We start from the raw sequence: 13,739 nt of genomic DNA on the forward strand, positions 1-13,739 counted from the left end.
GCACTCCAGGCTCAGCGCGCAGACGGCAGGCCGAGAAACGCCTCGGCCTCGCCGACCCAGCGGCGGATGGCGGCATAGCGGCCGAGATCGAAGCCGCCTTCATGCGCAACGCGCGTATAGGCGAGCAGCGAGACATCCGCGAGCGAGACCGCATCGCCGGCAAAGAAGCGGCTGGCGGCAAGATGCGCCTCCATGCGGTCCAGCGCCGCATAGCCGCGCTTGACCTTGTCAGGATCGAGCTCGGAGGCTGACTTGCCGAGATAGACCATCTGGAAACGACACACCGCGATGTAGGGCTCGTGGCTGTACTGCTCCCAGAACAGCCATTCGTCCATCTTGGCAGCGGCAAAAGCGTCGCGCGGAATGAGTGCGCTGTCGCGGGCGAGATAGCGGATGATCGCGTTGGACTGCGCCAGGGTGCGGCCGTCGTCGAAGGCGACGGTCGGCACCTGGCCGGCGCCGTTCATGGCCAAAAATTGCGGCGTGCGCGTCTCGCCCTTGCGCGTGTCGATCTCGATCCAGCGATAGGGCAATGCGAGATGATCGCACACCCATTTCACCTTCAGACAATTGCCGGAATTGCTGTCGCCGTAAATCTGCATTGCCGCCGCCTCATCAGGGGCGACAGAGCATCAGGCTACGGCGAGCCTGTCAACCGCGACGAGCGAAGCCGTGTCAGAACTTGTAGCCGAGCCCGACGCGCGCATTGTTCAGCGTCACAGAGGTGTTCATGACCGGCGAGAATTTCACGTATTCGTATTCGACGCGCGCGAACAGGCCGTCCCAGATGCAATACTCGACGCCGAGACCGGCAACAAAGCCCACCGCGAAGGCGTTGGTTCTATGCTGGGTCTGCGTCTGCGACTGCGCGGGAACGGGGTTCGGTCCGTTCACGAGGATCGTCGTGACGCCACCGACCGTCGTCGTCATCACCTGGGTCAACGTCACGTCGCTTGTCACGGTACGCGATACGTCCATGCGGCCGACAGCAGCGCCAGCGAACGCGTATGGCATGAAATCGCCGCCATCCCAGCCCACGCGGCCGCGGAGCGCAATCATGTCCTTGACCTGTGCCGCGGCGGTGCCGGTCAACTTTACGTTCCAATGATCGGTCACGTTGTCGGGGTGAATGTCACCGGCAGGATTGATGATATCGAGTTGATTGGAACCGCTGGTCTGCGTGTAGAGGTTGTTGAAGTAGCTGTAGGTGCCCTCGAGGCCGAGAATGGCATCGTACCATTGCCAATTGCGGCCGACGAAGGCGCCAAAGTTCGTGCCTTGCGTGTTGGTCTTGTTCATGAGCGACCAACTCGCCGTCGGCTGCTGCAGCACGCTGTTGCGGAAGATGAAATTGGTCAGGCCGACCACGCTTTGGCTGAAATCGGTCGCGTCGGCCGTGTAGCCGCCGCTGACGCCGACATAGGCGCCGTCCCAATTGTGGTGCGTGTTGGACAGACCGTCGGTGAAGCCGCCGCGCAGGACGGGCAGATCGGGCATGTCGGCCGCGTGTGCGGCGGACACAGATCCGAACACCGCCGCCACCAACCAAAGCCTACGCATTGCAACGCTCCATCGGACTCGAACTCTTCAGCGTGATCATGGCTCGTTAACCTTAATCAATGGTTGCGTCCGAGGTTTTCGGCGCCGCTCGCCATGAAAAAAATGCAAAGCAAAACGGCGCGGGATGATCCCGCGCCGTTAAGAGACGTTAAGCGATGAGGCTTGCGATCAGCCCTTGGTCACGAGCGGCGGCGGCGGCGCGTAGGCCGGCGGCGTGTTGAGCTCCCAGCGTACGCCGAGCTTCAGGTCGTTCGACGTGATGTTCTTGACCTGCCAGACATAGGGGCTGAGCGGCGCATTGAAATTATGCGAGTTTGCCGTGACGCCGTCACCCAGGCTCACGTAGCTGTAGGCCAGTTCGAGCGTGGTGGACGGATTGATCTTGTAGGCGAGACCCGCATGCGCTGCCCACGCCAAATTCCATTTCGAGCCTGAACCAGCGAGGTTGACACCGTTTGTGGGCGTGTTGGTGTCCACGAGATTGTCGATGGTCACGCGAGCCGCACCGACACCGGCGCCGATGAACGGAGTGACACACCACCATGTACCGAGGTCGACGTAAGCGTTCGCCATCACCAGCCATTCGGACTTGGTTCCGGTGTAGGTATCGACTCCCGGCGTGACGACGCCGGCGTTCGTGAACGTATAGGAATCGGTGGCCAGGAAATTCGTCTTGCCGCGATATTGCCCGATGACGTCGGCCCTGAACCAGTTATTGACCCGATAGCCGACGCCGACATCGAAGATCCCGCCGGTGTTGACCGTCGAGGTCTGCTGGAAGGAAACCACCGGCGCGTAGAGCGCCGCGTTGGTGTTATGCAGATCCTTGAACTGCTGATTGCTGAAGCCGATATCGCCACGCAAATACCAGCCGCCGAAATCGGCGGGCGGGGCGGGCGGCGCGTACATGGGGGGCGGAGCCGCGATCGGCATATCGGCGGCAAAAGCCATCGATGAAATCAGTGATGCCGCACCCGCGGCAAGGAGAGACTTAACGCAACGCATTGGCTTCGTCCTTATGGCCGGTGAGGCAAAATGCAGATGCCCCACGTTCTGGAAACTCGCGGAACGGACGATGGCAGCAAATGCTTAAGCGCCACTTAACCCTAATTTTTAAGGTTGATTTTTTCTGAGCGGCCACGCGGATGCGGCGCAAGCGATGCGAAAATGCGGCAGCAATTGCTAACGATGTATGAAGCCGCAACGCAGAGAAAGAAGGTTTGTTAACGCCTGTGCTGCGGCAGCCTGGGCAGGAACACCGCGAGCAGCCCGATCGCCGGCAGATAGGCGCAGACCTGGTAGACGAACGCGATGGAGGTGTGGTCGGCGAGCTTGCCGAGCACGGCGGCGCCCAGGCCGCCGATGCCGAAGGCAACGCCGAAGAACACGCCGGAGATCATGCCGAAGCGATGCGGCACCAGTTCCTGCGCGAACACGATGATCGACGATGTCGTCGAGGAGATGATGAGGCCGATGATGACCGACAGCACCGCGCTCGCGTAAAGCCCGGCATGGGGCAGCGCCAGCGTGAACGGCAGCGCGCCCAGGATCGAGATCCAGATCACGATCTTGCGGCCGAAGCGATCGCCCAAGGGACCGCCGAAGAACGCGCCGACAGCGTTCGCGGCGAGGAAGACGAACAGATAGATCTGCGCCGCCTGCGTCGACACGCCAAAGCGGTCGATCAGGTAGAAGATGTAATAGCTCGACAGGCTCGAGACGTAGAGCTGCTTCGAGAACAGCAGCGCCACCAGCACCAGCAGCGCGACGGCGACACGGCGCCGGCTCGGTCCGCCGGGTTGCGCATGCGCGGGCGCGGCTTTCCTCGCGGTGATCTGCGGCGCGTACCAGCGGCCGATGCGCCAGAGGATGAGAATCGCGAGGAACGCGATCGAGGAGAACCAGGCGATGCTGCCCTGCCCGAACGGCACGACGATGAGCGCGGCCAGCACGGGCCCCATCGAGGTGCCGAAACTGCCGCCGAGCTGAAACACCGATTGCGCAAAGCCGTAGCGCCCGCCCGAGGCGAGCCGCGCGATGCGCGCCGATTCCGGGTGAAACACCGCCGAGCCGAGGCCGACCAGCGCAGCGGCAACGAGGATGACGAGATAGCGCTGCGCGACGCTGAGCAGCAAGAGGCCGAAGAAGGTCGAGGCCATGCCGATCGACAGCGAATAGGGCTGCGCCTTCTTGTCGGTGTAATGGCCGACCACCGGCTGCAGCAGCGAGGCGGTGAACTGGAACGCCAGCGTGATCATGCCGATCTGCGCGAAGTCGAGCGCGTAGGTGTCCTTCAGGATCGGATACACCGAGGCGATCAGCGATTGCATGGTGTCGTTGAGGAAGTGCGAGAAGCTGATGCCGGCGAGCACGATATAGGCCGGTCCTGCGGCTTTGGCGGGCGCGACATCGCTCACGACGACGGGCTCGGTCAGCGTTTCCTCTGAGACGACGACAGGCTTGTTCACTGGAGCATCCCGGCAGGCGCGGCGAGCCGCCGCGGTCTCACAGGTACGATGGGAGCGGCGGCCGAACCATTGCCAATCGCAAATGGCTGGGATGCGCGAGCCTCCCCGCAAGTCCGATATCGTAGGATGGGCAAAGGCGCCCTTGCGCCGTGCCCACGATCTTTCTGAAACGGCCATAGACGCGTGGGCACGCTCCGCTTTGCCCACCCTACGACATTGTGGTTGCGGCTACGCGGCGGCCTGGCCCAGCGCGGTGACGATGGTGTCGACGATGTCCTCGACCAGGATGCGGTCCTCGCCCTCGCCCATGACGCGGATCACCGGCTCGGTGCCGGAGGAGCGGATCAAGAGGCGGCCGTGGCCGTTGAGGCGCTTCTCGCCGTCGGAGATCGCCGACTTCACGTCGGAATCGTCGAGCGGCTTGCCGCCCTTGTGGCGGACGTTCTTGAGGATCTGCGGCAGCGGATCGAAGCGATGGCAGACCTCGGAGACCGGGCGGCGCAGCTTCTGTACCACCGCCAGCACCTGCAGCGCGGCGACAAAGCCGTCGCCGGTGGTGGCGTAGTCGGACAGGATGATGTGGCCGGACTGCTCGCCGCCGAGATTGTAGCCGCCGCTCAGCATCTGCTCGAGCACGTAGCGGTCGCCGACCGGCGTGCGCACGAGATCGAGCCCCTGCCCCTTCAGGAAACGCTCGAGGCCGAGATTGGACATCACGGTGGCAACGATGCCCGGACGCGACAGGCGACCGTCTTCCTTCCAGCTCTGTGCGATCACCGCCAGCAGCTGGTCGCCGTCGACGACGTGGCCGCGCTCGTCGACCAGGATGACGCGATCGGCGTCGCCGTCGAGCGCAATGCCAATGTCGGCGCGCATCTCGCGCACCTTCTTCGACAGCGCCTCCGGCGAGGTCGAGCCGCAATCCTTGTTGATGTTGAAACCATCGGGCTCGACGCCGATCGGCACCACGTCGGCGCCCAATTCCCACAGCGCTTCCGGCACCACCTTGTAGGCGGCGCCGTTGGCGCAGTCGATCACGACGCGCAGGCCCTCGAGCGAGAGATCGCGCGGCAACGTGCGCTTGGCGAATTCGATGTAGCGATCATGCACGCCGTCGATACGGCGGGCACGGCCGAGGCTCGCGCTCTGCGCCAGCCGCTTCTCGATCGGCTCGTCGAGCAGCTGCTCGATCTGCTTCTCGACGTCGTCGGAAAGCTTGAAACCCTGCGGGCCGAACAGCTTGATGCCGTTGTCCTCGAACAGATTGTGCGAGGCCGAGATCATGACGCCGAGATCGGCGCGCATCGACTTGGTCAGCATCGCCACCGCCGGCGTCGGCATCGGGCCGACCAGCAGCACGTCCATGCCGACCGAGGTGAAGCCCGCGACCATGGCGTATTCGATCATGTAACCTGATAGCCGCGTGTCCTTGCCGATCACGACCCGGTGGCGGTGGTCACCGCGCTGAAACGCAAGGCCGGCGGCCTGGCCGACCTTGAGCGCGAGCTCCGGCGTGATCAGTCCGTTGGCGCGGCCCCGGATCCCGTCCGTCCCGAAATATTTGCGGCTCATCATCGTCCCCCAACGCAACAACCAGGGATCCCCACGACAACCTCCGGGTGCCCGAACAGGCCCCGCATCCCTGATTTGCTGGGGACTTTATAATGCTGGAGGGCTAAATTGGCTTCAAAAAATATGATGAATCATTACGGAACCGGGAACTGGGCTATCCGGTAACCGGCTGTTAACATTATATTTCCGCTTTTGTCGCCGGAATGAGCCGGAACCGGCCTCACCCCTTCCGCTTCACATGACCATCCTCGCGGCTCGGCGCCGGCTGGGTGACGTTGACGGGATCGGAGCCCGGGAAGGTCTCCTCGAGGCCCTCTTCGAGCGCGTCGTCGAGGGCCTGCTTCTCCTTGATCTCTTCCGGCGAAGGCCCCGTGTGCGGCTTGGTCATCATGGTCCCTCTCGCAAACGATTTGGCTGCGCATCCAACCATGCTAGATGACCCCTCAATCTTCCGATGCAAGACTTCCAAGACAAGATGGGCCGGGAACGTTCATGAAGCACATCACCTGTATCGACGATCTTCGCGCGCTGCATAAGCGCCGCGTGCCGAAGGCATTCTTCGACTATTGCGACCGCGGCTCCTATGCCGAGGAAACGCTGCGGGCCAATCGTGAGGACATGCAAGCCATCAAGTTCCGCCAACGTATCCTGGTCGACGTCTCCAAGCGCGACACCTCGACGACTATTTTGGGCGAGCCCTCGACCATGCCGCTGATCCTGGCACCGGTCGGGCTGCTCGGCATGCAGCATGGCGACGGCGAGATCCACGCCTGCCGCGCGGCGCAGGCCGCCGGCATCCCGTTCACGCAATCGACCATGTCGATCTGCTCGATCGAGGACATCGCGGCCGCCGTGGACAAGCCGTTCTGGTTCCAGCTCTACGTGATGAAGGACCGCGGCTTCATCAAGGAGCTGATCCAGCGCGCGATCGCCGCCAGGTGCAGCGCGCTGGTTCTCACGGTCGACCTGCAGGTGATCGGCCAGCGCCATGCCGACATCAAGAACGGCATGACGATCCCGCCGGAATGGACGCTGTCGAAATTCCTGGATTTCGCCACCAAGCCGGCCTGGGTCTCGGGCGTGCTGCAGGGCAAGCGCCGCACCTTCGGCAACATCGCAGGCCACGTGAAGAACACCGAGGACCTCAACCGCCTCGCCGAATGGACGGCCTCGCAGTTCGACACGTCCTTGAACTGGAAAGACGTCGATTGGATCCGGAGCATCTGGCCGGGCAAGCTCATCATCAAGGGCATTCTGGACGTCGAGGACGCCGAGGAAGCGGCCAAGACCGGCGCGCAGGCGCTGGTGGTGTCGAACCATGGCGGCCGTCAGCTCGACGGCGCGCCGTCCTCGATCGAGGTGCTGCCGGAGATCGCGGACGCGGTCGGTGACAAGATGGAGATCATGTTCGACGGCGGCATCCGCTCCGGCCAGGACGTGATGCGCGCGCTCGCGCTCGGCGCCAAGTCGTGCATGATCGGCCGCGCCTATGCCTATGGCCTGGGCGCCGGCGGCCAGGCCGGCGTCGCCAAGGCGATCGACATCATCCAGAAAGAGCTGCTGACCACGATGGGCCTGTGCGGCGTCAACAGGATCGACGAGATCGACGATCACGTGATTGCGGTATAGCCGCAAGGGCGGTGCCGTAGGGTGGGCAAAGCGAAGCGTGCCCACCAACTCTGCATGATGGATAAAGGTGGTGGGCACGGCGCAAGTGCGCCTTTGCCCACCCTACGATCCTAAGATCTGCTCGACGACTGTGGCCAAGACCTCCGCCGTCGTCCCGGACAAGCGCGCGCAATCCGGCACCCATAGCCACAGGCGGGTGTGGTTATGGGGACCGGAGTTTTCAATCTTCGCCAAACTTCACTCGGTGGTTATGGGTCCCCGCCCCCGTGCGCAATTGCGCACTGGGCCGGGACGACACCGAGAGTGTTGCGGCAGCTTGCTTCACTTCACATCGGCGGGGTCAGGCCGTCTCGGCCGACGCTGACGCGGTCAGTCTCGAACGAACCATCGGGCAGTTGCTTCATGAAGGCGATGACCTGGGCGCCGGCCTTCAGTTCCGATTTGTCGCCGGGAACGAAGGTCACCACAGGCGTCATATCGGAGACGAAAACTTTCTTCTCGCCGTCCTTGTACTTCACCAGCAGCGTATGACCGTCATTGCCGACCACGCTCTCCGACACCGTGGCGTTGGTCATGCTGGAATTGGGCTTGAGATCATAGGGCCGCGAGCCCTCGCCGGTGCCGCGCATGCTCTCCGGAAACACATGCACCTCGACGGCATTGTTGCCGCCATCAGGGCCCGGCACGGTGGTGGCGCCGACGAAGGAGCCGACCTTGATGTCGGCGAGCGAGATCCTGGTGACACCGACGACGCGCGCGTCCGGGGCGATATGCAGCTTGACCTCCTCGCCGCTGCGCGACTTGACCTGCAGCGTGTCACCATCTGCGTTCTCGATCGTGCCGCGCACGCGGGTCGGCACCGGCGCCTTTTGCGCGACGGCGGCAAAGGTGGAAGCAACCACCATCGCGGCAGCGATGAGCGGGCGCGTGAAACTGTCACGTTGGATCGTCATTGATGTCTCCGATTGTCCCCACGGGGTAGAACGCCGGAGACAGCGCACTATTCTCTCAAGTCTTTGTGAGATCGGCCTCGACCAAGGCACGGAGCTCGGCGGTCACCTCGGGCCGCCGGCCGAACCACAGCTCGAAGCCGCGCACCGCCTGGTGCAGCAGCATGCCGAGCCCATCGGCGGTCCGGAGCCCGCGGGCGCGGGCCGCCGCGAGCAGCGGCGTCACCAATGGAACATAGACGAGGTCGGCGACGACGGCGGCTTCCGGCAGACGCGCCACATCGACCTCGAGCGCGCCCTGGCCATGCATGCCGAGCGAGGTCGTGTTCACGAGAAGTTTTGCACGCGGCAGCACGTCATTGATGCCGTCCCAGGTCAGCGGATGCACGTTCGGCCCGAACTGCGCCGCAAGTGCCTCGGCGTTCGCCAGGGTGCGGTTGGCAAGATGGACATTGGTGAAGCCGCGGTCGAGCAGGCCAAATACCACCGCGCGCGAGGCGCCGCCCGCCCCCAGCACCAGCGCTTCACCGGCCTTGCCCCAGCCGGGCGCGCTGGCGTCGAGATTGCCGAGAAAGCCCTCGACGTCGGTATTGGTCGAGCGCAGCTCTCCATCTTCGAACCACAGCGTGTTGGCAGCGCCCACGGCCCTGGCGCGCGCGTCGGGGGTCGATAGCTCCATCACGCCGACCTTGTGCGGAATGGTGACATTTGCCCCGACAAAGCCGCGCAGCGACAGCCGCAGCACGAAATCGCGCAAATCATCCGGCGGAACGGCCTCGATGACATAGCCACCTGCGATGCCGAGCGTGCGCAGCCAGTAATGATGGATCAGCGGCGAGCGCGAATGCGCGGCCGGCCATCCGATCAGGCAGGCTGCGGGCGGTTTGGGCGTGGTCATCCTTCCCCCCGGTCGTGTTCGAGGGCGATCCATTTCGCGTCCGGCCGGTCCTGTCAAGCGCGCCGGCGTCACAGTGCCGATCAGGCCGCCGGCTCACGGTCTCGTCGGCGACGGGGGCAGCTGCATCTCGCGCGCCCCCGATATCGGCAACCGCACGCGCGATCGTCTCCCGAGAAAGACTTTGGATTGCTTCTAAACTCGCAATGACGTGGAGAGGGCGTGGCTCACATAAAGTGCCGCCCTCGTAGAGACAGTCCCTCACGCCTCCCTCTGCCCCTGAGAACGGGGAGAGAGGGAGCGAGAGAGTGGGGCGTCCCTAACCGATCACGCCGCGTGCTGATGCGCGGCGATGATCTGGTCGGCGGCGCGGCCGGTGACTTCGGCCATGTGGTCGAACTGGCGCGTGAAGCTGCCGGCACCGGCGGTGGCCGAACGCAGCTCGACGATCAGCTCGCCGATCTCGGCTTCCGGCATCATGGCGCGAACGCAGTCCCAGCCGCTCCAGCCCTCGCGGGTGTCGAAGCCGAGGATCTGGCCGCGCCGCGCCGACAGGATCGCGTTGATCTTGGCGGTGGCATCGGTCGGACAGACGATCTCGACCATGTGGATCGGCTCCAGCAGGACCGACTGGCATTGCGGCAGGCCTTCGTTGAGCCCGATCCGCGCCGCCGTGCGGAAGGCGAGGTCGGAGGAATCGACGCTGTGATAGGAGCCGTCCGTCAGCGTCACCTCTACATCGGTGACGGGGAAGCCGAGCGGGCCGCGGGCGAGCCCGTCGACAACGCCTTCTTCCACCGCGCCGATATAGTTGCGCGGCACCGCACCGCCGACGACTTTCTCGGCGAACCTGAAACCTTCGCCGCGCGGCAGCGGCCTGATGTCGAGCACGACATCGCCGAACTGGCCGTGACCGCCGGACTGCTTCTTGTGGCGGCCGCGCTGGACGATCGGCTTGCGGATGGTCTCCTGGTAACCGATCGCGGGCGGATGCGAGGTGATCTTGACGCCGAAGCGGTCGCTGAGCCGCTCGCTGGCGACACGCAGGTGCATCTCGCCCTGCCCCCACAGCACGGTGTCGTGGGTCTGGGCATTCTGCACGATGACGAGGGACGGATCCTCCTCGTGCAGCCGCATCAAGGCCTGGCCGAGCTTGACGTCGTCCTTGCGGTCGGTGGCCGCAACCGACATGGCGAGCACCGGCGGCGTCGGCTCCGAGGCCTTGAGCGCAGCCGGCGCGGTCTTGCCGCTCGAGACGGTGTCGCCGGTCTTGACCGCATCGAGCTTGGCGAGCGCCACGGTGTCACCGGCTTCGGCCGAGGCACGCTTGCTGTCGTAAGCGCCGCTGACGGCGAGGATGCCGGAGACGCGGCTGGCACCACCGGAGGAGGATTGCAGCGTGGCGCCGTCGTCGAGATGGCCGGCGAGCAGCCGCGTCAGCGACAGCTTTCCACCGTGCTGCGAATGCAGCGTCTTGAAGACGAAACCGAGCGCATCCTTGCTTTCCGGCGCACCGAGACGTTTTGCGGTCTCGGCAATGCCCGGCGCCTCATGGCGCAACGCCTTCATCAGACGCAGCACGCCGTTTTCGCGGGCGGCCGCGCCAAGAAGAACCGGGCAGATCTGCCCTTCGCGTAACTCGCGGGCGAGGTCGTCGAACACGGCATCGCGCGGCGGCTGGATGTCCTCGAGCAATTGCTCCATCAGCGCGTCGTCGTGATCGGCGAGCTTTTCCAGCATCGAGAAGCGGGCCTCCTTCTCGCGATCGAGATTGCCGCCGTCGAGCGCAATCACTTCGGAGGCCTTGTGCTCGCGATAGATGAACGCACGTTCCAGCGCGAGATCGACAAAGCCCTCGATCAGCTCGCCCTTCCAGATCGGGATCTGGCGCAGCACCAGCGGCACGCGCGAGGCGGGCTGCAGCATCGCGAGCGTCTCGCGGATGCGCTTGTTGGCGCGGTCGATCTTGTTGAGGAACAGGAAACGCGGGATCTTCAGCTCCTCCAGCTCGCGCAGGATGATCTGAAGCTGCGGCAGCTTCTTCTCGTCGGCCTCGCACACCACGATGGCAGCGTCGACCGCGGGCAGCGCGGCGCGCATGTCGTGGGCGAACTCGACGGAACCGGGACAGTCCAGGAAGGTATAGCTGTCGCCCATGAAACTCGTGGTGGCAGCAGTGAGCCCGACGCTCATCTTGTGATGACGGGCCTCAGGCGTGGCGTCGCCGACCGACGTACCGGCGTCGACGCTGCCGGCGCGCGGGATTGCGCCCGTCCGCGCCAGGATCGCTTCAAGAAGTGTGGTTTTACCTGATTGGAAAGGGCCCACCAGCGCAATGCACCGTGGACCTCGGGGACTTCTGACGTCTTGTCCCATTTCGCCGCCTCCTTGGTGTGGAGCTCGGCCCTTGATTGGGTCGGCAAACGCAGATGCTCTGCCCGTCCCCGAGATTTGGCAAGCGTCAAACGTCGCTGCGGTGCGTCGTCAGTTCGTTGGTACCGCTGTCGCCTGATGTTCCACCTCTCCCGGCAGGGAGAGGCGAACGCGACATCGCCGTCGAGGCGGCGTTAGCGGCCCGGACGGAGTTCCAGGCTCTCGAGTCCGGCGGCGACGTTGAGGCCGACCTGGCCCTGCACGCTCAGCGGCTGCAGCGCGATCGAATTGTTGGAGCCGCCGACCAGCACGTTGCCGCCGAGGCCGACGCCGACCGAGGCGCTACCCTGCGCGCCGGCGTAATTGCCGGCGAGATCGCCAGGACCGAGCCGGTTCACCGGTGCGAACACGCCCCAGGCGAGCGCCGTCTCCTGGGTGATGCCGAGGTCGAGGCCGACTTTGCGGATCGTCGCGACGTAGCGGTCTTCGGGCAGGCCCTCCGCGCGCAGCACGCAGCCGAGATTGGTGACGGACCCCACCACAAAGCCGACGCTGGCGCCGCCGCGACATTCGAGCACGCCGACCTGCACCATCCTCTGCTGCTGAGCGTCGCTGCTTGTGACGGAGGCAACGAGGCTGGCGGCAGCGAGCCCGGCGAAGATGAACGAACGGCGCATGAAATATCTCCGGCTATGTGTGATGCGAGCAGAGAGAGCACCCCACCCGTGTTGCGCGATGGTCTATGCCACAACAGCCGCAATGGCGCCAGATCGCACACGATGATAGGCGTGCGAACAAAAAAGGCCCGCCAGAGGTGGGCCTTTCCTGAAGTCGGTCGCGACAGGCTCAGCGCAGGTTGCCGCAGAAGCGCTGGATGCGCTTGCAGGCGTCTTCGAGGTCCGAGGTCTTGGTCGCGTAGGAGATGCGGAACGCCGGGCCGAGGCCGAAGGCCGAACCCTGCACGACGGCAACGCCCTCGGTCTCCAGCAGCTCGGTGACGAACTGCTCGTCATTTCCGATCACATTGCCCGACGGCGCCTTCTTGCCGATCGTGCCGGCACAGGAGGGATAGACGTAGAACGCGCCTTCGGGACGTGGGCACTCGATGCCATTGGCCTGGTTCAGCATGGAGACGACGAGGTCGCGACGCTCCTTGAACACCTTGTTGTTGGCGGGGATGAAATCCTGCGGACCGTTCAGCGCTTCCACCGACGCCCATTGCGCGATCGAGCACGGGTTCGAGGTCGACTGCGACTGGATGGTCGACATCGCCTTGATGAGCTGGGCCGGGCCGCCGGCATAGCCGATGCGCCAGCCGGTCATGCAATAGGCTTTCGACACGCCGTTCACGGTGAGCGTGCGGTCGTAAAGGCTGGGCTCGACCTGCGCGACCGTGGTGAACTGGAAGTCGTCATAGACGAGGTGCTCGTACATGTCGTCGGTCATCACCCACACATGCGGATGCTTGACCAGCACGTCGGTGAGCGCCTTGAGCTCGGCGCGCGTATAGGCCGCGCCGGTCGGGTTCGACGGCGAGCACAGGATCACCCATTTGGTCTTCGGCGTGATCGCGCGCTCGAGCGCCTCGGCTCCGAGCTTGAAACCTGATGCCGCGGTGCAGACCACCGGCACCGGCTCACCGCCGGCGAGCGCCACCATTTCAGGATAGCTGACCCAATAGGGAGCCGGGATGATCACCTCGTCACCCGGATTGATGGTCGCCATCAGCGCGTTGTAGAGCACCTGCTTGCCGCCGGTGCCGACGATGATCTGGTTCGGCTTGTAGGCGACGCCGTTCTCGCGCTGAAACTTCGCGATGATCGCGTCCTTCAGCTCGGGGATGCCGTCGACCGCGGTGTACTTGGTCTTGCCGGCCTCGATGGCGCGGATCGCCGCGAGCTTGATGTTGGCGGGCGTGTCGAAGTCGGGCTCGCCGGCGCCAAGGCCGATGACGTTGCGGCCCGCCGCTTTCAGCGCGCGTGCTTTATCCGTGACCGCGATGGTCGCGGACGGCTTCACACGGTCGAGCGCAGCGGCAAGGAAGGACATCGTCATCTCCTGACAAGCGTCGTGAACCCATGGTCGCACGACTCTGATTGTGGGAATGGAGCCACCCTAAAACGTGTGCCGCTGCACCGCAAGAAACTTCGGCCCGATCTTCAGAAAGTTTACGGGTTTGGAGCGTTTCAAGCCCGGATTTCCCGCAATAATCGGCAACTTTGCTGTCGAAATCGCTCATATCCGGGAAGGCTTGTCCTCCGAGCAATTTTGCGTGTTGCGCGCAGATATAAT

12 protein-coding genes are annotated in these 13,739 nt (G+C 64.3%); 1 reads left to right on the forward strand and 11 read right to left on the reverse strand.

What is annotated here, in order from left to right:
• Nucleotides 1-11: 11 nt before the first annotated feature.
• The 6 genes from XH98_RS28065 to XH98_RS28090 form a co-directional block, all read right to left on the reverse strand.
• Nucleotides 12-602, reverse strand: a complete 591-nt coding sequence (locus XH98_RS28065; protein WP_271600615.1) for a glutathione S-transferase family protein — start codon at nucleotides 600-602, stop codon at nucleotides 12-14.
• A 73-nt stretch (nucleotides 603-675) separates the two neighbouring features.
• A complete protein-coding gene (locus tag XH98_RS28070; protein ID WP_271600616.1) occupies nucleotides 676-1,560 on the reverse strand; it encodes an outer membrane protein in 885 nt (294 codons plus the stop codon).
• Nucleotides 1,561-1,728: 168 nt separating this feature from the next.
• Nucleotides 1,729-2,565, reverse strand: coding sequence for an outer membrane protein (locus XH98_RS28075; RefSeq protein WP_083513888.1), 837 nt, complete (start codon nucleotides 2,563-2,565; stop codon nucleotides 1,729-1,731).
• A 218-nt stretch (nucleotides 2,566-2,783) separates the two neighbouring features.
• Nucleotides 2,784-4,028 carry an MFS transporter gene (locus XH98_RS28080; RefSeq protein WP_271620560.1) on the reverse strand — a complete coding sequence of 415 codons (1,245 nt, stop codon included), beginning with the start codon at nucleotides 4,026-4,028 and terminating at the stop codon, nucleotides 2,784-2,786.
• A gap of 228 nt (nucleotides 4,029-4,256) precedes the next feature.
• Nucleotides 4,257-5,600: a phosphoglucosamine mutase gene (gene glmM / locus XH98_RS28085; protein ID WP_271600619.1), complete on the reverse strand. Its 1,344-nt coding sequence runs from the start codon at nucleotides 5,598-5,600 to the stop codon at nucleotides 4,257-4,259.
• 220 nt (nucleotides 5,601-5,820) lie between these two features.
• Nucleotides 5,821-5,991, reverse strand: coding sequence for a hypothetical protein (locus XH98_RS28090; RefSeq protein ID WP_271600805.1), 171 nt, complete (start codon nucleotides 5,989-5,991; stop codon nucleotides 5,821-5,823).
• Between the two features lie 101 nt (nucleotides 5,992-6,092).
• Between XH98_RS28090 and XH98_RS28095 the strand changes: the two genes are divergently transcribed.
• Nucleotides 6,093-7,229, forward strand: coding sequence for an alpha-hydroxy acid oxidase (locus tag XH98_RS28095; protein ID WP_271600620.1), 1,137 nt, complete (start codon nucleotides 6,093-6,095; stop codon nucleotides 7,227-7,229).
• A 326-nt stretch (nucleotides 7,230-7,555) separates the two neighbouring features.
• On the opposite strand, the gene XH98_RS28100 is transcribed toward XH98_RS28095, so the two are convergent.
• The 5 genes from XH98_RS28100 to XH98_RS28120 all read right to left on the reverse strand — a co-directional run bounded on the left by XH98_RS28100 (nucleotide 7,556) and on the right by XH98_RS28120 (nucleotide 13,496).
• Nucleotides 7,556-8,182 (reverse strand): hypothetical protein, encoded by a 627-nt coding sequence (locus tag XH98_RS28100; protein WP_271620561.1) that lies wholly within the window; start codon nucleotides 8,180-8,182, stop codon nucleotides 7,556-7,558.
• Between the two features lie 55 nt (nucleotides 8,183-8,237).
• Nucleotides 8,238-9,077 carry a shikimate dehydrogenase gene (locus XH98_RS28105; protein WP_271620562.1) on the reverse strand — a complete coding sequence of 280 codons (840 nt, stop codon included), beginning with the start codon at nucleotides 9,075-9,077 and terminating at the stop codon, nucleotides 8,238-8,240.
• 324 nt (nucleotides 9,078-9,401) lie between these two features.
• The gene (locus XH98_RS28110) at nucleotides 9,402-11,450 is read right to left on the reverse strand and encodes an elongation factor G (RefSeq protein ID WP_271620563.1); all 2,049 of its coding nucleotides are present in this window, start codon (nucleotides 11,448-11,450) and stop codon (nucleotides 9,402-9,404) included.
• A gap of 191 nt (nucleotides 11,451-11,641) precedes the next feature.
• Nucleotides 11,642-12,124: a DUF992 domain-containing protein gene (locus XH98_RS28115; protein WP_271600624.1), complete on the reverse strand. Its 483-nt coding sequence runs from the start codon at nucleotides 12,122-12,124 to the stop codon at nucleotides 11,642-11,644.
• A gap of 169 nt (nucleotides 12,125-12,293) precedes the next feature.
• Complete coding sequence (locus tag XH98_RS28120) at nucleotides 12,294-13,496, reverse strand: pyridoxal phosphate-dependent aminotransferase (RefSeq protein WP_057741950.1); 1,203 nt, start codon at nucleotides 13,494-13,496, stop codon at nucleotides 12,294-12,296.
• Nucleotides 13,497-13,739: the final 243 nt, after the last annotated feature.

The sequence above is a fragment of the Bradyrhizobium sp. CCBAU 51745 genome (assembly GCF_028128715.1).
Lineage (GTDB): Bacteria > Pseudomonadota > Alphaproteobacteria > Rhizobiales > Xanthobacteraceae > Bradyrhizobium > Bradyrhizobium manausense.

Bases quoted from the DNA above. Each gene is read 5' to 3' on its own strand.
- XH98_RS28065 (WP_271600615.1), bottom strand. From the start codon at position 602: ATGCAGATTTACGGCGACAGCAATTCCGGCAATTGTCTGAAGGTGAAA.
- XH98_RS28070 (WP_271600616.1), bottom strand. From the start codon at position 1,560: ATGCGTAGGCTTTGGTTGGTGGCGGCGGTGTTCGGATCTGTGTCCGCC.
- XH98_RS28075 (WP_083513888.1), bottom strand. From the start codon at position 2,565: ATGCGTTGCGTTAAGTCTCTCCTTGCCGCGGGTGCGGCATCACTGATT.
- glmM (WP_271600619.1), bottom strand. From the start codon at position 5,600: ATGAGCCGCAAATATTTCGGGACGGACGGGATCCGGGGCCGCGCCAAC.
- XH98_RS28090 (WP_271600805.1), bottom strand. From the start codon at position 5,991: ATGATGACCAAGCCGCACACGGGGCCTTCGCCGGAAGAGATCAAGGAG.
- XH98_RS28095 (WP_271600620.1), top strand. From the start codon at position 6,093: ATGAAGCACATCACCTGTATCGACGATCTTCGCGCGCTGCATAAGCGC.
- XH98_RS28100 (WP_271620561.1), bottom strand. From the start codon at position 8,182: ATGACGATCCAACGTGACAGTTTCACGCGCCCGCTCATCGCTGCCGCG.
- XH98_RS28105 (WP_271620562.1), bottom strand. From the start codon at position 9,077: ATGACCACGCCCAAACCGCCCGCAGCCTGCCTGATCGGATGGCCGGCC.
- XH98_RS28110 (WP_271620563.1), bottom strand. From the start codon at position 11,450: ATGGGACAAGACGTCAGAAGTCCCCGAGGTCCACGGTGCATTGCGCTG.
- XH98_RS28115 (WP_271600624.1), bottom strand. From the start codon at position 12,124: ATGCGCCGTTCGTTCATCTTCGCCGGGCTCGCTGCCGCCAGCCTCGTT.
- XH98_RS28120 (WP_057741950.1), bottom strand. From the start codon at position 13,496: ATGTCCTTCCTTGCCGCTGCGCTCGACCGTGTGAAGCCGTCCGCGACC.